This window comes from Corynebacterium sp. c7Ub_26 (assembly GCF_053760365.1).
This window is the reverse complement of record NZ_JBSNBL010000002.1, coordinates 265,689-286,493: the sequence shown is the minus strand read 5'-3', so window position 1 is coordinate 286,493 and position 20,805 is coordinate 265,689. Positions and strand designations below refer to the sequence as shown.

Genomic DNA, 20,805 nt, shown 5'->3' with positions numbered 1-20,805 from the left:
TTGGCGTTCTCATCGGGAGAGGGGGTTGTGTTCCGTGTCAGCCTCTTCGTCTTCAGTGTTGTTGGGGGAGCTGGATTGGTCGCTGTCCTTTTTGGATGCAGCCATGACCTTAGCTAGAGCAGAGAGACGCTTCCCCCGGTTTTCCTGCTCAATTCGCAGACGATCAGCAGCAGAGAAATGCAGGTTTTCGAGCAAGACCTGAGAATCAGGGGAGAGGACACCAGCAGAGAGAAGTTTAAGCGCCCAGTCAGCATCTGCGGCTTTCGACGCGGTAGCCGGGTCTCGCCAATCCACTTCGAGGCCATCAGCTAACCGATCTATCTCTACCTGATCATCAAACTCAGTCAGTGAAGTAAGCACTTGCGCCAGCGCGATTAAATCTGGGTTCATCAGCTCGGTTTTAATCTCTGAGGCGCGAATAAGCTGCTCTTTCCACACACGGATGGAATCACCCGATGGCGAGTTTTGGGTCATGAATCCGAAATACTGGGCCGGGATTTTCGATTCCGAGGCGATGAGCTGGGAATAGGCCCTAACCTGCTCGATGAATGGGGTCGGGGGTGAGGAGGCAAATTGTCCGACACTGGGCTGTTTTTGGTCGTCCTCGTCGCCATTGACAACGAGCATTTTGCCGATGGAAGTGCGCCATCCCATCTCTACGCGGTCAAATTCAGACATGCCGTCGGGGTCGTAGCCGAAGTCTTCGGGTGAGGCCCCCGTAGCCCACCTTTGAGGTGAGGCATAGAACTCGGAATTGTATTCCATGTTTTCCAGGGTGCGGGCGGCTGCGTCGGTGAGGTATTGCACGGCTGGTGTGATTTCTGATTGCCCTGACCAGTGAGAAGTGCGGAGTCGGTTGCGCAACCTGACCATGGGGAAACGGTTATTGGGTATGGGGTATCGTTGGACGGATTGAACTCGAGCTGTATCGCGTAAAACGATAATGATTTGCCCGCGCAGGTAAAGAACTTCGCGGTATCGACCTTGTGAATCAATCCCGGAGCGGCGGTAGCCAGCCACCGGGTTGTTGGTAGCGTCATCCCACAGCAGTGACCCGGACAGAGGGGAGACTGAGCGTAGTCGGAATTGGCCTGTGGTATCTGGTTCGACGGCAAGCAGGCCCAGCCCAAAGATCAGCATGTCCAAGATGGCTTCCGAGACGCGCAGCGGAACATTGAATCGTCGGGTGATGGCGCGCATCTGGTCGGTATAGTCGGGGGAGATAAAACCGTCCATGCGTAACAGGTCGCCGTAGGTATCGACAATTGTTGCTGGCCAGCCTGACACCACCCCAATATCTCCGAGGGTTCGTGGCACAGCCACACCGATTCGCCGGACTCGGTGTGTACCGTCATAGTAGGCAGCAAGTCGCTCGTTGGTGGCTCGGTGTGCTCCGACCTGACTGCTCAGTAGGCTTAGAATGTCGTCTTCAGTGTGCGTTAGTCCCTCGATCATAGGACAAATGACCCCCTCTTCTTTTTATGTTTCGTTATCCCCCGTGATACAGCGTCGAGATAGCATTTATAGGCCATGACCGCTGCGTATGCTGCATCGATTTTATCAGCCGATTCTGGCGATGATTTGTAGAGCAAATATCCAGTTCGCGTTTCTCGACGGCGGGCATTAAGCAAGTGGGCTCTTAGATAGGGGCCTCCGTCGTAGCTGATTTCGCGGTGGACAACGGCTTGTCGGAATTGAGTCAGTGATTGATACACTGAAGCGGTTTTCCCACGTGGCCACGCCATCATGGGGTGCTCAGATGTTGCTCGAACTTTTAATTTTTGGGGAAATCAGCTTCCCAGCTTGAGACATGCTCAGCCCACCCGGACGGGTCACAATACATTCCCACCACTCGGTAGCGGGAGAAGCATCCTCGGATTACGGCATCGACCTGTTTTGCGTCTGGTTGCCAAGTTGGGTCTCGAGGTGTGGGCGATTGCCAGACTGCAACTTCGAAAAGGTGTCCGTCTGAGACGCGCATCCCTACCACAGCAGTGGCGTCAGCATTCCCTCGCATGCGGCCTCGTGAGCCGTCGAAACCGAGCACGATCTTATCGCCTGGCTGGATAGCCTTGTCACGGTCTTCGATGGCGTCTACCTCGAGGTGAGACAGATACGAGTCGGAAGCTGACACTATCTGATTGAGGTAGAACTGGCGGGCATCGGACGGGTCGGTCGATGGGTCCCAAATCTCAGTAATAATCCGTTCGATGTCTACCCAGCCGCCGTTGTCACGTGCTGAGTCTCCGTAGGCGTAGAGCAGTCCCTCATATAGTGAGTCGTGGTCGGCAAGATCAGTATCGGCTGGTGCTTCACGGTGGTCAACCAGGATGGTTTCTCGCTTGAGTCTTCCTTGTTTTTCAAGTTCAACAGCTTGAAACGTTTTTTCTGCTACCGATCCTGCCCCAGGGCGGAAGGCATTCGGTGTTTCAATAGAGTGGCCCCCAACTTTTCCGAGGTTGCGTCGCAGGGTGTTAGCTAGTGCCACACCACCATTTGAGCGTGTCCATGATTCCGTCTGATCGAGTGCTGCCCATACTGGCCTACCGCCTTCTTTTGATAGGGCGCCAGAGGTGATGAATTCAATGCGTCCACGAGGTAGCGCTATGAAGCTCTCCATAGGATCAATGTCATAGTTATTAATGGCTGGGCCGTCGCGGAGCATTTCTAGTAGGGGGCAGTAGGCGTTTTTTGACTGGTCTTCGTTGACGGCTGCGAATTGGACACGCGGTGTGACACGTTCAGACCAGGGGATTCCGACTGGTTGTCCGGCTGCGTCCCATCCACCGAAGCAGACGGGGCCGAGGGCTTCGAGCGCTCCAATTGCTCCCATCAGCGGGGACTTTCCGGAACCTTTGGATCGAGAAAAGATTCCTCGGGTGTAGAGCCGTTGTCCTGATTCTGGGGCCAGTCTGTAGTAGTGGATGAGAAAGTTGGCTTGGTCTGGGGTCAGGATGAGTGGCCGGTATTCGGCAGAATCTGGCTGTGCGAGGTTTTCTTCTATCCAGGCTAGGCATTCCCAGCCGAGAGAGGGGAATTCCCCGGCTTCGTTGGGTTTAAATGGCATCGGTTAGTCAACTGCTTTCAGGCTGTGGTAGCGGCCTCGGACGTCGGCGGCGGCGCGTGAGGCGCGGCGTTTGTCTTCTGCTTCGTCGGCGGTGGCCATGGTGATGCGGTGGCGTGCGAGGCTGTCGGGGGTGATGCCGTATTGAGCGAGCTGTAGCCGTCGTTCTGGGCCTAGTCGGGTGTCACCTCGGTTGAAGGCATCATCGATAACCATGGTCCGGGCGAGATCGAGCCATTGTGTTTGTTGGAGGCCTTGCGTTTTTAGCGGTGGGAAGGTGGCGAGGGTGGACCAGAATTGGAGTGTTTGGTCTGTCCAGGGTTGCTGGGTCGCTGGGTTGGTGTCTCCGTAGATGTCTTCGGGTGCGGGTTGGGGGACGAAGGAGACGACGATTTCTCGTTGTGGGATGTTTTGTTCGTTTCTTCTCGCACGTGTTTTCGGGTTTTTGGGTGCTGGTCCTCGGCCTGGCATAGGTTTACCTCCATTGTGGGTTATTTTATTCGTATGCGCGTTCGATTACAGTGTGCTATGTTGGTATTGCAGCTGCGCTAGGGGGGAGAGTGGCCTCGGGCTTTTCAGCCCGAGGCCATTTCTTTACATATAGGGGTTTGCGTCGGGGTGGCTGTGCGTACCGGTTCTGTTTTGTGTTTTTAGGGCTGTGGTGAGGTGTGAAAAGTCCGCAAAAAGTCCGCACGAGGTCCCGTAGCCACCGTTTTAATGAAAATAATCAGAATTGATATAATCCTCTGACCAGCAAAAACAATAAAGTAGAAGGTTAATTGAGAATATGAAAAAAATTACGCAGATCTATGGGGGAACGAACCAGATTTGCCGCATGGTGATGGGGCGACAGATACTGAAATAGGTGCTAACTTGTTGCTTTAAGTCCTGCCACACCGCCGATGATCATGCACAGGAACACGATCTTGAGCACGGAGACCGTCTCTTGCCCCGTCGACATTCCCCATACGACGGTGCCAACGGCCCCAATGGATACCCATACCGCGTAGGCTGTGCTGACGGGGACATCGCGCATCGCCAGTGATAGTCCCACCATGCTCAGCGCGGCGGCAATGACAAAAATGACGGAGGGCACGAGCCGAGAAAACCCCTGCGACTCGTGGAGCGCTACGGCCCAGGTGGTCTCGAATAGGCCAGAGACAATCAGGATGATCCACGCCATGGTGTCCGTTACCTCTCTTTTTCTTCATCCGCACTCGGGTAGGCATGGCCGTAGGTATTCTGGGAACCGTGTCTGCACCTGAACAAAAACCCTCGAATCCGTCCTCGTCTGGTCATGAAAAAAGCCAGCCTTCCGACGTGTCCATCGCTCAAGCTCATCACTTAGAACCTATTGCCGACGTCGCTCGGCGTGCCGGCATCCCCGAAGAAGCTACGGTGCCCTATGGAACGACAAAGGCCAAGGTGACCGTCGGAAAGTTAGCACAGAGTGCAACGAAGGGGAAGGTTGTCCTGGTGACGGGCATGTCTCCGACGCCCGCGGGGGAGGGCAAATCAACTGTCCTCATCGGTCTGGTCGACGGGTTGGCGTCGGCCGGTGTGAAAGCGATGGCTGCTTTGCGGGAGCCGTCGTTGGGGCCAGTGCTGGGTATGAAAGGTGGCGCTGCGGGTGGGGGATACTCGCAGGTCGTCCCCATGGAGGACATCAACCTGCATTTCACGGGGGATCTGCACGCGATCACGTCGGCTAATAATGCGTTGGCCGCGCTGATCGATAATCACGTCCAGCAGGGGAACTCGCTGAATCTTGACCCACGAAAGATTGTGTGGCGACGGTGCCTGGACGTGAACGATCGTGTCCTGCGAAACATCATCACTGGTTTGGGCGGCAAAGGTGGCGGCGTGCCACGCGAAGCCGGTTTTGATATCACGGCGGCCAGTGAAGTGATGGCGGTTCTGTGCTTAGCGCGGGATCTCGCCGATTTGAGGGAGCGGCTTGGCCGTATGCTCATCGGCTACACGCGGGATAACGATCCGGTGTTCGTGCATGACTTGGGTGTGGAGGGGTCCCTTGTTGCGCTCTTGCGTGACGCGATGTCGCCGAACCTTGTCCAGACTCTGGGTGGGGCACCGGCGCTGATCCACGGGGGACCGTTCGCGAATATTGCGCATGGTTGCAATAGCGTTATCGCGACTAACGCAGCACGTGAACTGGCTGATGTTGTGGTGACGGAGGCCGGTTTCGGCGCGGATTTGGGTGCGGAAAAATTCACGGATATTGCGTCGGTGGCCGGCGATTTTGCTGCTGACGTGGCTGTCATTGTGGTGACTGCTCGGTCGCTGAAATACAACGGCGGTGTGGCACGCGGTGACCTCAATGACGAGAACGTGGAGGCCGTGCGTTCCGGTCTGGCCAACGTGGAACGCCATTGTGCCTCATTGCGGCGGCTGGGAATGCAGCCGATCGTGGCCGTCAATAAGTTCGTGACTGATACCGACGCGGAACTCGCGGCTATCAAGGAGTGGGCGGACGACCATGGACTTCGCGTGGCCGTAGCGAATGTGTGGGGTGAAGGTGGCGCCGGGGCCGCTGACTTGGTGACCCAGGTTCGTGAGGCTTTGGCGGACGATCCGGTGCGCACCGACACGAGCCAATCAGGTGCAGCGCGGACGCGTATTTATGATCCGCAAGAGGGTGTTGAGGCGAGCATCGCGACCATTGCATACGACATTTATGGCACTGAGCAGGTCGAATACTCTCAGCAAGCCGGTAAAGACCTGGCTCAGCTGAAGCGCCACGGGTGGAATACGTTGCCGGTGTGTATCTCCAAGACTCCGTATTCGTTTTCTGACGATCCGTCGCTGCTCGGCGCGCCGAAGAATCACACGCTGCATGTCCAACGGCTGATACCCAAGCTTGGCCCCGGATTCGTCGTGGCCCTCACCGGAACAGTTTTCACGATGCCGGGGCTGCCGAAGCACCCGGCCGCCATGGAGATCGATGTCACCGACGACGGAGCCATTACCGGGCTGTTTTAGAGGCGTTGGGTATGGTCGAGGGCCCGGGCTGTGCGGCGGAGTGAAGCGAGGTTCCCGCGTTTAGCGTTTCGGTTTAACCATTGAGTTCGGTAACGGCTTCGCCCGCAGCGTTGAGAGCTGACACCGACTCCGATGAGCCCAGGTCAGCCAACGAGTCCAACACAATGGTGTGTGGGCGGGCCTCTAAAACATCACGTGATAGCGACCCCGTGAGAACGCCGACTCCGCGCACGCCTGCATTCGTGGCGGCGTCAAGATCAGCGGTGGTGTCGCCCGCAGAAATCACCTCAGCGACGTTCGTCACGCCGGTGAGCTCCATGGCGTGATGAATGAGGTACGGCGCGGGGCGTCCCGCCCGCACAGTGTCGCTTGTTACCAGTGTGTCGACGGAGAATGGAGCGTTGTCTGCGTCGTCGATAAGTCGGGACGATACGGTCGTTTCATCCGGAGCCATAGACAGAGCACGGGCACCCCACCCAGCCGCGGAGAGGACAATCTCGGCAATCGAACGCTGAAATCCGGTGGTCAGCGCAACTTTTCCGCCCTTGCGCTGGAACTCCCGTAAAAGCTTTTCCACTCCGGGGATAGGCGTCGGCGGGTTATTGGTGTATTCGGTCTGCAGCCCTTCGAGGAAATCATTGTATGCAGTGTTGACGGTCTCTTCCGATGGGGTGAAACCGCCGGAGCTCAGCAGCGTGATAATCGCGCTGCGCTTTTCCGTTCCTTTGACCTGGTTAACCTGATCAGGCGTGACAGTGATGCCTTGTTTCTCCACACTTTCGCGCAATTGGCGGTACACGACTCCGCCTTCGTCGATGGTGGTGCCAGCAATATCGCATACAAGGAGGGGCATGCCTGAACCCTAACAGGTTCGCTGGACTGAGTACACGGTTTAGGGACACAAACTGCGGGTCACAGGGGTTCTTTTCACGGTTCACAAAGTGAAAATGACGTGATGTAAATACTCGCTTACATGATCTGACTGCTTAGGGAAAGTACAGATGAAACCTGCGTGAATTTATTGATAAAAACTCGACATATCGAACTTAAGCCGACCACCATAGAGACTATGGATGTGTTTAGGTCAGCCGAGGAAACACAGTCTCACGAGAACGGAGTGGGGAATAAAACCGATCTTATTATCGTGGGCGCAGGCATCGTAGGCCTTGCTACTGCGTGGCGCGCTCATCACCAGGGACGGCGAGTTCACGTTATTGATCGTGCTAACCGTCCGGTCGGCGCCTCTATCCAAAACTTCGGCCATGCCTGCTTCACTGCCCAAGCTGACGCTATTCAGGATGTCGCGGCAGACTCCCGTAATGGGTGGAAAGCAGCAGCCGCTGAAACTGGCTTGTGGGCAGCGCAACCAGGCACCGTCGTGCCCGCCGTGAGCGACACCGAGATGACCGTGCTCCGGCAGTTCCACGACCACCGCGGTTCCGAGCAAGTCACACTCTTGAGCGCGGACGATACGCGTGAACGGCTGGGCCTCACAAGCTCCGGCAGTAGTGGCAAGGGGGACATCATTGGCGGGGCACTCTTACCACTCGACATGAGGGTAAATCCTCGGGAAGCTGCGCCGCGTCTCGCAGAATGGCTAGCCGCGAATGGCGTCGAATTTAGCTGGAACACGGCCGTCCATCATGTGAGGGATGGGCAGGTTGATACCTCGCGTGGAACGTTGTCCGCCGACGAAGTCGTCGTATGCCCGGGGCATCATGTCGGAGAAGTATTCCCGGAGATCGCGGAACGCAACGGGCTGAGAACCTGCATTCTGACCATGGCATTGATTGATCGCCCCGACCATATTCCCGACGATTTCGCGATGCTGACGGGGACGTCGCTCGCCCGTTATGACGGCGTCGCTGCCATGCCCGGTGTGCCGGATCTGCGTGAAGAATTATTAGACACGAAGCCCGAATTAGTGGGATGTATTGCCAACCTTATGGCTACTGCTTTGCCGGACGGCGCCATTCCTGGTCTCAACTCCAGTGGTAGCGGAATATTTATCGGCGATTCCCACGATTATGCGCAGTCGCCAGAACCATTTATTCAGCAGAGCATCGCGGACCTGCTCATGGACAATGCGTCCGCATATCTCGGGATCGAGCAGCCGGTGGTGCGCCAGCGCTGGCAGGGCCGATACGCGGACAGCCCGGACACCAACCTTGTGCTCGAGCGGCCGGATGACCGCACCACGGTGGCCGTCGTCGCTTCTGGAATTGGGATGACCTTGTCGTTCGGGATCGCAACCCTGATTACTGAACACCGCGATGCGCCTGACTTCTAACCGTTTTCACCGTTGGTTCGTCGGTCTGTCCTGACCGGCGTTACAGCAACAAAGACTCTCCTCATGGGGTTGTGGCATTGTCACTCTCTGTTGCCGGCGCCCATTCTTCCTCCCATTCCACTCCAGAAAGGGTGCCAGTGAGACACTGCATCACCACTTTGGCCTGTGCTTCGCTGATCGGACTTTCCGCCGCGTGCTTAGTGTCATGCGCTCCCGGCGGTGCATCAGGGAGCCCGACGTGCCCGTACGGAAAGATCGCCTTCGGCGTCGAACCATACGAAAACCCGAAAGCCCTGGAAGCTGCTTACAGCACTATTGCCGACGACCTCACCAGGAAGATGGACTGCTCCGTCAAAGTTCAAATTGTGGAGGACTACTCGGCAGAGGTGTTGGCCATGCGGAACGGCTCGCTCGTGCTGGGGCAGTTTGGCCCGCTGGGCTACGTTTTTGCCGACGAAAAAGCAGGTGCGGAGCCCCTCGTGTCGTTTGGTGACGCGCAGGGCAAGCTGTCGAGCTATACCGCGGGTATCTGGGCGAAGAAGTCGTCGGGAATTCACGACGTGGCGTCGCTACGCGGAAAGCAACTGGCCTTGGGCGGGGTGGGGTCAATATCAGGTGACGCACTTCCGCGCAAAGCTGTGAAAGACGCAGGTCTCTCCGATAGAGACCTGACCATGGATTATGCCGGCGGGCACCCCGAAGCATTGATGTCGCTGACGAATGGTGCCGTCGATGCAGCAGAGATCAACTCCCAAACACTGGCCACGGCTATCAGTGAGGGGCGTTTTAACACCGATGATTACGTCCAAATATGGAAATCGGACCCTATTCCGAATGACCCCATCACGGTGTCGAAGAAAGCTAATCCGGAGCTCAAGCGCAAGCTGCGAACAGCGCTGACTCAGTTGGATCCCAGCACTGTGAAGAAGGTGGCTGGATACCTCGACGTTGACCAACCCGGCCCGTTGGTTCGCGTGACAAAGCAGGACTATTCGGCTCTGTTTGAACTCAGTGCGGCGCTGGGACTGACCACGGATGACGTCGAATGATGTGGGGCTGTGGATGCGGAGCTGAACACCCAGCCTCAGAACCGGCTAGTGGCTACACAGGGAGACACCATGCGAAATAAAAATAACGAACGCCGACGGCCGAATCCTGCGGAAAGCATAGCTAGCCCGGTGCTTCTGACGAAGGAAGAATCCGCCGGATTACACAGCGATACCGGTGGCAACCATTCCTCTGGGCGGACATTAGTCCAGGTAAGAGATATTGCTAAAGCGTTCAGGGATAACCATGTCCTCCGCAATATCAGTTTCTCGGCATCCGAGGGGGAGATGGTGGCTCTCCTTGGCGCCAATGGCTCGGGGAAGTCAACGGCATTGCGCATCGTCGCCGGGCTCCATGAGCCTGACCAAGGTGACGTCGAGATCGATACGTCTGTGGGAACGGCAATGATCTTCCAGAAGATCCACCTCGTGGCCAGGCGGAGCGTACTCGACAACGTGTGCGTCGGTGGGCTCGCCCACATTCCTTTCTGGCGGTCTCTGACGACGTGGACCTTCCCGCAGTTTCTCCGCGAAGAGGCCATGGGGTGCCTGGAACGTGTTGGGTTAGCAGATCGCGCCTTCGACCGATGCGGATCGCTATCCGGTGGGCAGCAGCAACGGGTGGCGGTGGCGAGGGCCCTGTGCCAGAGAGCCCGCGTGATCCTTGCTGATGAGCCCACATCGGCTCTCGACCCGACGGCTGCGCACCAGGTCATGGGGCTGCTCCGTGACATTTCGATAGAGGCGAACATTGCGTGCATCGCCGTCGTCCATCAGCCAGAGCTGGCCTTGGAGTATTGCGACACCATTATCGGCATTAAGGAAGGGTTGGTGGCGTTCGACCTGCCCCGTCACGCATGTGACCTCGACACCATCAGCACGCTTTATACCGTCGGCAGTCAGAAGTCCCGTGCCATGGATGCACCGATTCCCTTTGATAAGGACGCCGAGGTATCCGCCCGCGACGAATTAGAGCGAAACCGTACCGCATTCGGCCAGTTGGAAGGACGACAGTGAGTAAATTAGCCCAACCGCAATCTTCGTCCACCAGACATCGCGAGCGTATCGACGGTTCGTCGATCGATCGGGGAACTCCCGGGGCAGGCTCCGCAGACTCACAAGTCGCGGCCGTCCCACGCATCCTGGTCCAACCCATAGCGATACCGAAAAGGCTGAAAGCGCGGCTGTGGATCGGCTGGATCACCGCCATTGCCGTAACTGTGCTCGTTCACGCAATAGCCGTCAATAGTACCGAGTTTTATGTCGAGAAACTGATTGACGGCTGGTCCAACATGGTGGCGTTCTTCAAGGATGCGTTCCCGCCGAACCTCAACATGGACGGCGTCGTCAAGCCTGGTTTCGAGGGACTTCTGACAACGCTGTGGATTGGACTCTTAGGCACGACCTTTTCCGTTCCGCTCGCCTTCGTTTTATCCCTTGGAGCTGCGGAAACAGTTACCCCTCATCGTGCGGTGTACCACGCATGCCGTTCAGTGCTGTCATTCCTCAGGGCGGTGCCCGACATTGTTTTTGCCCTCATTTTTGTGACCGCGGTGGGGCTCGGTCCGTTTGCCGGCGTCATGGCGCTGATCCTGCATAACACGGGCGTGATGGGAAAACTCTGGGCGGAAGCCGTCGAGGAAATCGATGACGGGCCTCAAATAGCTCTGCGCACAGCGGGGGCGAATCGTGTGCAGCAGGTATGCCACGCCATTCTTCCTATGTCGATGGCAAACCTTGTTGGTCTGCTTTTATACCGTTTTGACGTTAATGTGTGTAGTTCGCTGGTCTTAGGATTAGTGGGCGCCGGCGGAATCGGATTATTAATTAATAGGTCAATTAAGACATTTCAATTTGATGAAATGCTTACCTACATCATCATGGTTCTCGTTCTTGTGATCGTGGTGGACCAATTAAGCGCGTGGCTTCGTCGGCACTTATAGTTCACGGTGCTGTCGACATTAGGGCGCAGGTGTCAATGAGATATCGTCGGCGTTTTTCCAGGTCAAAGCGATATTGAACTGTTCTAACCAGGAGTCGATATCCCCGTAGGTTGTCAGTCCGTCGACGACGGTGGCTGTCACGGAGCGAGCGTGCGCCAATTCGGCGGCAGTGATAAAGCCCTGGGTGTAGGCGTCTTCGAGCTCATCGAGATCAAGGACTTCCATGGAATAGCGGTCGTGCGCGGCGGAATCGTTGCGGTAGAGAACGATGTCCGCGTAGTAGTCGGTGGTCGTCCAGATGGGGCGCTCGCTATCACGCATGTTGTGCGCGATGTCGATATAAAACTCTTGCCTGTCGGTGAGCGCCTCACTGGCTTTCGTTTCTGACCGAAAGTGGAATTTTGTGATTCGGATATCGGGTTCACGCAATAACCATGCTTCGATATATCCGAACCGTGGATGGTCTGCTCCTCTACCCATATAAAGCCCGAATGATGTTTCGACATACGTATCGACGGTGCGTGTGAAACCCTTAGGGTCAATATTTGTCTTGCTTTCGATATCGAATGTTTCGTGTTTGGGAGCGTGAATAGCTCCGTGATGGGGCTGAGTCGTTGGTGATTGCATAGCCATCCTGTGTTAATTATGCCGATAATTGTGCCGGTTTAGTTTCGACGATCGCGGTTGTGACGTCGCCGTCGAGACCGGCCCAGGGACGAGACCGGTATGCACGTCACCGATGACACCACGGCATCGAGTTCATACTTGGCCTTCTCGGCGTCCTCGGCGGGGTTGCCGTGTGAATGGGGAAGGCCGACGTTGGCCCGGCCGTCGGATAGTTCGATCACGCGGACTAATTCGGGCGGGAATCGTCGGGCGATACTGGCTGCTCGGAGCCGCGCCGATGCTAGGGGAGTGCCACCGCCGGTCGGCAGTGAAGTGAGGCACCGTCGAGCGCGTGACAGGCTCCGTGTGACGGGTAGCCCGATGGCTGCTTCGTGTCCGCGGGCGACGATGATGCAGACCTTGCTGCGGTCCCGATAGCTCGATTGCAGCACTTCCAGGGCGGTGGATTTCGCCGTGCGGATCGCGCCGCGGCCCATGGATCCGGATGCATCAACGATGATGATGACTAGTTCGCCGCCGGCAGATTCGCGCTGAGCCGTGCGGAGATCATCGCGAGTGAGGATGATCCGACGCTGATCGTGCTGGTCGCGCTGATCGTGCTGACCGTCCTGATGGCGATGCCGGAATCGCTGCCACGGTGCAGCTGCCGCAAGGGTAGGAAGAATCGCGAGATCGGTGTCATGTGTTCGCGCTGGCATAACTCGGCGGACGCGTCCGCGGTGAGAAATCCCACGTGGCCCATGACGACCGGGCCACACCGCGGTTGACGTCCGCCCCCGGTGAGGGATGTGGGGGATGGCTAAGGGCTGGCCATCAGGCTTATCGACGGGGTCAGTGTTTCGCGCTTCCGCGCCCGTAGAGGCGTTGTCATTGTGGGGAGGATCGTTGCGGTCCTCGCGCGATGTGTCACCGGAGTCGTTCTCCCGTGACGGTGAATTCTCGGAGGACTCATCTGAAACAGGCTCCTCATTGGAGGTGGTGTCTGGGTCGTTTGGGGAACTCTGGGTGCCGGCATCCTCCGGTTGTGCCTCAGACGGATTGGCGCTGTTTTCTTTCTCGTTACCGTCTTCATAGTCGCCGTCGTTATTCCGTGGATGATCGTCAAAGTCCGAGTCGTCAACGTCCTCCGGGAGCCGAGGCCGGATAAACATATCGACAACGGTTTCGTGTACGTGTTCCGTGGCGTGCCCGAGGGTCCGCGCAGCATGCGCCATATATATGGCGTCGAGAAGTAGTCCCGGCGTTGCCTGGCTCCCGAGATGAGTCATGAGCGCTCTGGCCACCCATTGGCTGAGCTCATCATCACCGTCGACGGCCCGAGCACCATCCTTCCTGGTATCAGAATCTTTAGTCCCGACGGCGGTATCGTCGGCATCGCCACGTTCGTCGGTAACACGAACCTCGTCGACTGTGGTCGTGCGGGAAGTGCCAGCGGGCATGTAGCGCGACGCGAGTGTGGCAATCATGTCAGGGTCAGTGGCGTAGTGAGCCGACAAAATCGGGCCGACATGATCGAATATGACGGCGGGGACTTCATCGATCGTCGACGTTTGCCGTGAATCGGGCACGGCAGAGATGACATGGCATGCCGAAAAGTGCTGGGCGACGGCTGCGGCCGTATCCACCTCAAGAAGATGAGCGTTGTGAATGATGACGAGCCCATCGCGCTGGGGTGCATTGCGTCCGGGTACATCACCCCGGGGTGCAACCTCGGCTTCCCTCGCGACGTCGGATCGGTCGTGATTAAACGACGTGCTCATCCGCGTGATATCAGTGGGCGTCATACTCGGGCTCATGCGGATCACTGATCCATGCTTCGTGTCCGCCCAAAGTTCCCCCAGCGCATCTAACGATTCGTTAATCCGCACCGAATCGCCCGTGAGCAACAGCCACGAAGGGCGGGACTGCACCCATACCTGTAGTGCATCAATGGCGCGTGCCAAAGAGTCAGGATATGCCATGGTGTCACTCTCGTTAATGGTCGGGCTCATTATCGGTTGGAAAATAGTTATTCACATACCTGGTGAATAGTGCGCGTCAACCGCGCATCAACATCGCCTGGTGCTTCGAATGCTTCGGTCGGCACGCGATGCCGGAGCGCCGCGAGGGCCACCGCTCCAACATCCTCCCTGGTCACAGTGTTGTTACCGTGGAGGGCAGCCCGTGCACGTGCAGCACGGGTGATGACCAGCTCGCCCCGATGCCCCACGCATCCCGTTTCAGTACAGACCTCAACGGCAGTAAGCACAGCATCTTCACTGAGCTCAATATCACGGACGCGGTCACGCGCCTGCTCAATAGACGTGGCGAGCTCCTGCTCTTCTTCCTGAGCACCTTCAAGAAAAGCCTCAGGGGCCGCGTCGAAAGCAAGCCGCTCGCGAACAATAGTCATGCGCTCCGTCGGGTCGGTAAGAGTATCCACGCGCAAGGCCAGGCCGAACCGGTCCTGCAATTGTGGCCGCAAATCACCCTCTTCAGGGTTGCCCGAGCCCACCAACACAAATCGCGCCGGGTGCGTGTGACTAATGCCGTCGCGCTCCACAATGTTGACCCCGGACGCCGCGACATCGAGTAAAACATCCACCAAATGGTCGTCGAGCAGATTAATTTCGTCGATATAGAGGAACCCATTGTTGGCGTCGGCCAATAATCCCGGGCGGAACCGCGCCTCGCCAGTTGTCAACGCGGCGTCGATATCGAGCGACCCGATCAGGCGGTCTTCAGTCACGCCGAGGGGGACGTCGATAACCGGTGTGGTGGGGGACGAACCCTCACCATGCTGTGACAGCAATTGCCCTAATGCGCGAACCGTCGTCGTTTTCCCCGTTCCCCTGTCGCCGAAAGCGAGCACACCCCCGATGCCGGGATCGATTGCGCAGAGGATCAGTGCTTCTTTGAGCTCATCTTGTCCGTGGATATGCGTAAAGGGATACACGCGGTTCATTCGGTTACCTACGATTCGCGTTAGTGCCGGGTGGAAGACATCGGAGTAACACCTTCGACGGTCGCATCCAGGCTATCTGAAATATCTTCCAACTGGTCAAGCACATCATCGTCCGCCTCCCACAGACCACGGTCCGCGGCCTCAAGCAGACGCTCCGTCATCGAGAGAACGGCCGCAGGATTGTGCTCGGCTAACCGTTCGCGCATGTCATCGTCAGTAATAAACGTGGAAGCAGTTCGGTCGAAAACCCAATTATCGACGACGCGGGCCGTCGCCTGCATACCGAACGTGTTCTCAAAACGCGACCGGATGTTCGCCACGCCCTGATAACCGTGCTTGAGCTGGGCCTCATACCAGGCGGGGTTGAGTAGACGAGTCCGGGACTCCAACCTCATCGCATCATCCAGCGACTCAACATTGGTCTCATGCTGCCAAGCGTGAGAAACCTTCGCGGATGGCCGTGAACCCCATACCGTCTCAACGACGCTGGACACACCGCCCAGGAACTCGAAATAATGGTCGACGCCGGCCAATGAAATCTCAGTTGAATCCACATTCTGGAATGTGGCAGACACACGAGACAGATTGGACTCCAAGAGGGCGCGGTTTTCCTTGCCTTTAACGTGCTTGCCCCACGCGTGGCCCATCCGGTGCAGATACACCTCAGCCAAATCGGAATTATCGTCCCACTCCGAGGACTGCACGAGCTTATTAACACCGGTCCCATAATTGCCCGGCGCGGTGGCATAAATGCGGGTTGCGGCCGAATCGAGGTCTAGGCCAAGTTCTTCCGCCTGTTGCATGGCGTGGGCGCGGACGGGATTGTCCTCTGGTTCTTCGGGTAGCGACGCGATCGCGTGGATGGCATCGTCCAGCAGCTCCATGGGGCCGGCGAGAAGATCTCGGCCGACGCCCGACATAGTGCAGACGACGTCGACGCGGGGGCGGCCCAGTTCCTCGAGGGGGATGATCCGGAATCGGCTGACGCGTCCCCGCTCGTCGGTGAGAGGTTCTGCGCCGATTAGGTGAAATGCTTGTGCGATACCTTCACCATTGGTTTTGACGTTGTCCATTCCCCAGATCACCATGGCGATGGATTCGGGGTAGTGGCCTTCTTCGTGCCGTAATTGCTCGACGAGTGCGTCGGCAGTGGCGGCGCCGCGCCGGGCCGTGGTGGGGGTGGGCATGGTGGCCGGGTCGGCCCCGTGTGTGTTCCGGCCGGTGGGGAGCGATTCGGGGCGTGATGCGGGTTCTCCGCCGGGCGCGGGCGGAACATAAGCCCCGGATAGCGCAGCGAGGAGTCCGTCGGTTTCCTTCGACGACGTTAGTTGGGAGTGGAGCCGACGGAGGTGGCGGAACCACGACGTCGGGGTTGCAGTTGTGGTCTCCGCATCATTATCGAATGCGCCCGCCACGAGGGAGCTGAATCGCGCGAAATCGTCGTGGACGACGGCGTCGACGGCCTCCGTGATCTGGTCTTCTGTCAGGTGATCAGCAAGGGGATCGGATGTCGCCAACGGGTATGTGCAGGCGAGGTTCAGGATCCGCGCGGCTTTGTCCTGGCTGAGAGGTTCGCCGAGTGTGTGGAGGCCTTCTGGAATAGGGGTACGGCGGATTCGCTCTGAAGTAGCGGAAACGCTACTGACCCATTCGTGCCAGGGGTTGCGTGAACCGTCGGCCTCGTCGTGTTGCGCATTCCCTGCATCGCCTTCGTCAGCATCACCGCTGTTGGGCGGTGGACAGTCAGTCAGATCGGCTTCGGCGGCGAGCGTCACCAATTCAGAACAGGTGTCAGCATTCAGCTCCACAGAGCCGTCCTTGGCCGACGTCAACAGCCGGAACGCTTCCTCGGCGGCAGCGGCCAGGGCACCGTGGAGGCCAGCGTCGATAAGTTGAGGAGTGAGGTAGCTAATCAAACCGGCGAAGGATCGACGTTTCGCGATCGTGCCCTCAGCGGGGTTGCTCATGGCGTACAGGTACGAGTGCGGGACGCTGTCGGTGAGGAGCAGCGGCCAGTCGTCCCTGATCAGCCCGGTGGAGCGCCCCGGCATGAATTCCAGCGCCCCGTGGGTACCCCAATGGAGCATGACGTCGTGGCTGAATTCGTGTTCGAGCCAGAGGTAATAGGCGGCGAAAGAGTGGGAGGGGGAAACCTCGGGTGCCATGAGGACGTTGAGGGGGTCGGCAACGTCGCCAAAGTCCGGTTGGACGCCGATGAACACATTGCCAAGGCGAACTCCGCGGATGAAAAGCTCGCGGCCGTCTGTGTCGATCATTCCCGGGGTTCGCGTCCATAGTCGGTCGATCCGGCTGACCTGCGACGACGTCAACGCCTCGTTGTACTCCGTCGCGGGCCATGTTGCTGCGACATGACACGTGCTGCGGTTACCCGCGTCGGAATCAAAAAGGCTATCGACGAGGGCCTCCGGAGTTTCGGGGATGTCGACGGTATAGCCCTCGGCGCGGAGGTGGTGGAGGAAGTTCCACAGCGAGCGGAATACATCGAGGTGTGCGGCGGTACCGATTGTCCCGTCGGCGTCGTGGCCAAAAATGGTGATGGAGAGTTTTCGCTGTTTTGCGGGCAGGCGGCGGAGTGCCACGGTTCTTATGGTGCGGTTCACCACGAGTGCGCACATGTAGGGGTCGGGGAGCATCCGCTCGACGGCGAGGCGCGGGTCACCTGGGCGATCGGGGTCGTCGGTCTCAACGGCCGGGATGCCGCGCCCGCCGATCACCCATGGAGCTAGCCCTGATTCGAATTCAGGAATAGCGATATTCATTGATACCTGGCCCGCTGTCAGACCAGGAAGATCAGACGTTTGCCACCGATCCAAGGCCATTCGCAGGAGAGGGACCGGGGTGATCATGGGAACGCCCGTGTTTGTGAGGAATTCGACGCCATTATCGACGCGAGGATTCGCGTGTGTTCCTGCCAGCGTGAAACCGGTGAGGTTCATCCACGCGTCCACGGTCGGTGGAGGTTCGATGCCATCGGGCACGTCGGTGGGATCTCCTGCCCACACGATGGCTGTAGCGCCACTGGCCTCAACGAGTTTCGCGATATACGAGACCGCGAGGGTGTCGTGGCTGGCAACTTGAAACGGGCTGGCGGCAATTCCAATGCGTACGCCTGCCGGAGCGTGAACGATCTGGGGGCGGTCATCCCCATCGGCCGAAGTTTCCCCACCCGTCGGAGTTTCCCCATCAGCCGCCCTCACGGAATACCCGCAGGCGCGCAAGAGGTCATCGTCGTCAAGAGAAATGATGCCGTGTGGGCGCGACTGTGCGAGAGAACCAGGATCGGGAACCCCGGCTAAGACGGTGCGCACCAGACGGATGGCGTGGCACATCCCATCAGGCGTGAGTTGCCGGAGCGCTTCCCTCAGACGTGCTGTGATTCCTGGCCGTGGTGAGGTTGCTCGGTCAACGATGGGGTCGGCACAGGGCGCCGATGCGGAGACTACGAATGCGCGCCCGGAGCGGTTTGCCTCTTCGATGGCTGCATCAAGAGCTGCGCCAAGAGCGTCGATGTCCTCAGGTGTCATCGGACCTTGTACAAACACGGCATCGCCAGCACCAGCCCCAGCGGTCTCGTCGTCGAGAGCCGTGGTGCCTATGGCATACTTTTCGCGGAGTTCGTCCCATGCGGAGTGCATAGTGAGCGCAATGGACCCACCGAATCCGAGAAAAAGAATGCGCATGACAGTGTCCTAACAAGAAGTTGGCGTGACAACGAACCGGGAACGAACCAAGGCTGTACCACCACACAGCATAGGAAAGATGAAAGGGATGGGGGGAGGTGGTAGCCTGAGCACGATTCGCACGTTCGGGTGCCCCATTGTGTGACCGGTGGAGATGCCGCGTCACGCTCGCTCACCGCCCTTGACCTACGGTGAGTTTTTCTACCCCAGGAGATTTTGCTCAGTGAGCCATCCAGAGTTTCGCAATGTTGCCATTGTCGCCCACGTTGACCATGGCAAAACCACACTTGTTGATGCCATGCTTCAGCAGTCAGGCGTGTTCGGCGATCATGACGAGGTCGTCGACCGGGTCATGGACTCGGGGGATTTGGAGAAGGAAAAGGGTATTACCATCCTCGCCAAGAATACGGCTATCCATCGCAAGGGGATGGGCAAACATGGCACCGATTTGATCATCAACGTCATCGACACCCCCGGCCACGCCGACTTCGGCGGTGAGGTTGAGCGCGGACTGTCCATGGTTGACGGTGTTGTCCTCCTTATCGACGCTTCCGAGGGGCCCCTTCCTCAGACGCGTTTTGTGTTGGGCAAGGCCCTGGAAGCGAAGATGCCCGTCATCATCGTCGTCAATAAAACTGACCGTCCCGACGCTCGTATCGACGAGGTTGTCGACGAAGCCCAGGACCTTTTGCTCGAACTGGCTGCGTCCTTGGACGATCCGGAGGCGCAGGAAGCTGCCGAAAAGAACCTGGAGCTGCCCGTTCTGTATGCGTCTGGTCGCGCCGGGAAGGCGTCCACGGAGAACCCCGGCAACGGAAAGGTCCCGGAGGCTGAGGACCTCCAGGACCTTTTCAACGTGCTGTACGACGTGTTGCCGGAGCCCTCTGCTGAGATCGACGCGCCCCTGCAGGCGCACGTCACCAACTTGGACTCCTCCTCGTTCCTGGGGCGTATCGGCCTCGTCCGCGTGTTCCGCGGCATCCTGAAGAAGGGCCAGCACGTCGCCTGGATTCACTACGATAGCGACGGAAACCCGCACACCAAGACCGCGAAAATTTCGGAACTGCTGCGCCAGGATGGCGTGAAGCGCGTCCCCACCGACCAGGTCATCGCCGGCGACATCGGAGCCGTTGCCGGTATCGACGAAATCATGATCGGCGACACCCTCGCGGATCCAGAGCACCCTGAGGCAATGCCGCCGATCACCGTCGACGAGCCAGCGATCTCGATGACCATCGGTGTGAACACCTCCCCCTTGGCCGGTCGCGGTGGCGGCGATAAACTCACCGCTCGGCTGGTGAAGTCCCGTCTGGAGCAAGAACTCATCGGTAACGTCTCGTTGAAAGTCTTGCCGACCGAGCGCCCAGATGCGTGGGAGGTTCAGGGCCGCGGCGAAATGGCACTATCCGTGCTGGTAGAAACCATGCGTCGCGAAGGCTTCGAGCTGACCGTGGGCAAGCCACAAGTGGTGACCCGGACTATCGACGGCACACTGCATGAGCCCTTCGAACACCTCGTTATCGACGTCCCGTCGGAGCACCAAGGTGCCGTCACGCAGCTCATGGCCTCGCGTAAGGGCACGATGCTGTCCATGGACAACGGTGCCGGCGGGTGGATCCGCATGGAATACTCCGTGCCTGCTCGTGGGCTCATTGGATTCCGGACTACGTTCATGACGGAAACCCGGGGTACTGGTATCGCGAACTCCTATAGTGACGGGTACAAACCGTGGGCCGGCGACATTAAAGACCGGGCGTCGGGATCCTTGGTTGCTGATCGCGCGGGGCAGATCACCGCCTACGCCTTGCAGCAGCTGGCGGACCGGGGGCAGTTCTTCGTCGAACCTGGTGTTGAGGCCTATGAAGGCATGGTTGTTGGCGCGAATAACCGCGAAGAAGACATGGACGTCAACATCACCAAGGAAAAGAAGCTGACCAACATGCGCTCCGCGACGGCGGAAACGACGGTCACACTGGCCAAAGCGCATACCCTCACCTTGGATGAAGCCATGGAGTTCTGTGGTGGCGACGAATGCGTCGAGGTCACACCGAAGAACATCCGCGTGCGTAAAGTGATCTTGGACGCCAAAGAACGAGGACGCGCTGCTGCGCACGCTAAGCAGAAAGCGAAGCAGGGCAAGAAATAACGACGGTGGCCTTGATGGCCGCGATGGACAATGAACACAACGCG

General features: G+C 58.3%; 15 protein-coding genes. 6 read left to right on the top strand and 9 right to left on the bottom strand.

The annotated features are described in order from the left end of the window. Window positions 1–9: 9 nt before the first annotated feature. The 4 genes from ACWORE_RS04595 to ACWORE_RS04580 form a co-directional block, all read right to left on the bottom strand. A complete protein-coding gene (locus tag ACWORE_RS04595; protein ID WP_455302889.1) occupies window positions 10–1,455 on the bottom strand; it encodes a phage portal protein in 1,446 nt (481 codons plus the stop codon). Between the two features lie 319 nt (window positions 1,456–1,774). Further along, the gene (locus ACWORE_RS04590; RefSeq protein WP_455302888.1) at window positions 1,775–3,067 is read right to left on the bottom strand and encodes a hypothetical protein; all 1,293 of its coding nucleotides are present in this window, start codon (window positions 3,065–3,067) and stop codon (window positions 1,775–1,777) included. 3 nt (window positions 3,068–3,070) lie between these two features. Further along, entirely contained in the window at window positions 3,071–3,535 is a 465-nt protein-coding gene (locus ACWORE_RS04585) for a phage terminase small subunit (RefSeq protein ID WP_455302886.1), read from the bottom strand. 397 nt (window positions 3,536–3,932) lie between these two features. Beyond that, window positions 3,933–4,247, bottom strand: coding sequence for a DMT family transporter (locus ACWORE_RS04580; protein WP_455302885.1), 315 nt, complete (start codon window positions 4,245–4,247; stop codon window positions 3,933–3,935). A 44-nt stretch (window positions 4,248–4,291) separates the two neighbouring features. Between ACWORE_RS04580 and ACWORE_RS04575 the strand changes: the two genes are divergently transcribed. After that, window positions 4,292–6,064 carry a formate--tetrahydrofolate ligase gene (locus ACWORE_RS04575; RefSeq protein WP_455302883.1) on the top strand — a complete coding sequence of 591 codons (1,773 nt, stop codon included), beginning with the start codon at window positions 4,292–4,294 and terminating at the stop codon, window positions 6,062–6,064. 73 nt (window positions 6,065–6,137) lie between these two features. Here the strand turns inward: ACWORE_RS04575 and ACWORE_RS04570 are convergent, their stop codons facing one another. Further along, on the bottom strand, window positions 6,138–6,917 hold the full coding sequence (locus ACWORE_RS04570; protein ID WP_406605788.1) for an HAD hydrolase-like protein: 780 nt from the start codon (window positions 6,915–6,917) through the stop codon (window positions 6,138–6,140). 216 nt (window positions 6,918–7,133) lie between these two features. Here ACWORE_RS04570 and ACWORE_RS04565 point away from each other — a divergent pair, with 216 nt between their 5' ends. From ACWORE_RS04565 to phnE, 4 genes are all read left to right on the top strand, one after another. Beyond that, window positions 7,134–8,354 carry a TIGR03364 family FAD-dependent oxidoreductase gene (locus ACWORE_RS04565; RefSeq protein ID WP_455302881.1) on the top strand — a complete coding sequence of 407 codons (1,221 nt, stop codon included), beginning with the start codon at window positions 7,134–7,136 and terminating at the stop codon, window positions 8,352–8,354. Between the two features lie 71 nt (window positions 8,355–8,425). Further along, window positions 8,426–9,403, top strand: a complete 978-nt coding sequence (locus ACWORE_RS04560) for a phosphate/phosphite/phosphonate ABC transporter substrate-binding protein (RefSeq protein ID WP_455302880.1) — start codon at window positions 8,426–8,428, stop codon at window positions 9,401–9,403. A gap of 69 nt (window positions 9,404–9,472) precedes the next feature. Continuing rightward, entirely contained in the window at window positions 9,473–10,417 is a 945-nt protein-coding gene (locus tag ACWORE_RS04555) for a phosphonate ABC transporter ATP-binding protein (protein WP_455302878.1), read from the top strand. Then, window positions 10,414–11,343, top strand: coding sequence for a phosphonate ABC transporter, permease protein PhnE (gene phnE, locus ACWORE_RS04550; RefSeq protein WP_455302876.1), 930 nt, complete (start codon window positions 10,414–10,416; stop codon window positions 11,341–11,343). Before ACWORE_RS04555 ends, phnE begins: the two co-directional genes overlap by 4 nt. Window positions 11,344–11,361: 18 nt before the next feature. On the opposite strand, the gene ACWORE_RS04545 is transcribed toward phnE, so the two are convergent. Genes ACWORE_RS04545 through bchH form a run of 4 tightly spaced genes read right to left on the bottom strand, consistent with a single transcriptional unit; the run spans window position 11,362 to window position 18,615 of the window. Then, a complete protein-coding gene (locus ACWORE_RS04545) occupies window positions 11,362–11,970 on the bottom strand; it encodes a DUF402 domain-containing protein (protein WP_455302874.1) in 609 nt (202 codons plus the stop codon). A gap of 38 nt (window positions 11,971–12,008) precedes the next feature. Then, window positions 12,009–13,931, bottom strand: a complete 1,923-nt coding sequence (locus ACWORE_RS04540) for a VWA domain-containing protein (RefSeq protein ID WP_455302872.1) — start codon at window positions 13,929–13,931, stop codon at window positions 12,009–12,011. 47 nt (window positions 13,932–13,978) lie between these two features. Then, on the bottom strand, window positions 13,979–14,914 hold the full coding sequence (locus tag ACWORE_RS04535; protein WP_406605795.1) for an ATP-binding protein: 936 nt from the start codon (window positions 14,912–14,914) through the stop codon (window positions 13,979–13,981). Window positions 14,915–14,934: 20 nt separating this feature from the next. Then, window positions 14,935–18,615: a magnesium chelatase subunit H gene (bchH, locus tag ACWORE_RS04530; RefSeq protein WP_455302870.1), complete on the bottom strand. Its 3,681-nt coding sequence runs from the start codon at window positions 18,613–18,615 to the stop codon at window positions 14,935–14,937. A gap of 223 nt (window positions 18,616–18,838) precedes the next feature. Between bchH and typA the strand changes: the two genes are divergently transcribed. Then, entirely contained in the window at window positions 18,839–20,761 is a 1,923-nt protein-coding gene (gene typA, locus ACWORE_RS04525; protein ID WP_455302868.1) for a translational GTPase TypA, read from the top strand. The last annotated feature ends 44 nt before the right edge of the window (window positions 20,762–20,805 follow it).

What these genes read in the sequence shown, in the direction of transcription:
- ACWORE_RS04595 (WP_455302889.1), bottom strand. Translation starts at nt 1,455, where the DNA reads ATGATCGAGGGACTAACGCACACTGAAGACGACATTCTAAGCCTACTG.
- ACWORE_RS04590 (WP_455302888.1), bottom strand. Translation starts at nt 3,067, where the DNA reads ATGCCATTTAAACCCAACGAAGCCGGGGAATTCCCCTCTCTCGGCTGG.
- ACWORE_RS04585 (WP_455302886.1), bottom strand. Translation starts at nt 3,535, where the DNA reads ATGCCAGGCCGAGGACCAGCACCCAAAAACCCGAAAACACGTGCGAGA.
- ACWORE_RS04580 (WP_455302885.1), bottom strand. Translation starts at nt 4,247, where the DNA reads ATGGCGTGGATCATCCTGATTGTCTCTGGCCTATTCGAGACCACCTGG.
- ACWORE_RS04575 (WP_455302883.1), top strand. Translation starts at nt 4,292, where the DNA reads ATGGCCGTAGGTATTCTGGGAACCGTGTCTGCACCTGAACAAAAACCC.
- ACWORE_RS04570 (WP_406605788.1), bottom strand. Translation starts at nt 6,917, where the DNA reads ATGCCCCTCCTTGTATGCGATATTGCTGGCACCACCATCGACGAAGGC.
- ACWORE_RS04565 (WP_455302881.1), top strand. Translation starts at nt 7,134, where the DNA reads ATGGATGTGTTTAGGTCAGCCGAGGAAACACAGTCTCACGAGAACGGA.
- ACWORE_RS04555 (WP_455302878.1), top strand. Translation starts at nt 9,473, where the DNA reads ATGCGAAATAAAAATAACGAACGCCGACGGCCGAATCCTGCGGAAAGC.
- ACWORE_RS04545 (WP_455302874.1), bottom strand. Translation starts at nt 11,970, where the DNA reads ATGCAATCACCAACGACTCAGCCCCATCACGGAGCTATTCACGCTCCC.
- ACWORE_RS04540 (WP_455302872.1), bottom strand. Translation starts at nt 13,931, where the DNA reads ATGGCATATCCTGACTCTTTGGCACGCGCCATTGATGCACTACAGGTA.
- ACWORE_RS04535 (WP_406605795.1), bottom strand. Translation starts at nt 14,914, where the DNA reads ATGAACCGCGTGTATCCCTTTACGCATATCCACGGACAAGATGAGCTC.
- bchH (WP_455302870.1), bottom strand. Translation starts at nt 18,615, where the DNA reads ATGCGCATTCTTTTTCTCGGATTCGGTGGGTCCATTGCGCTCACTATG.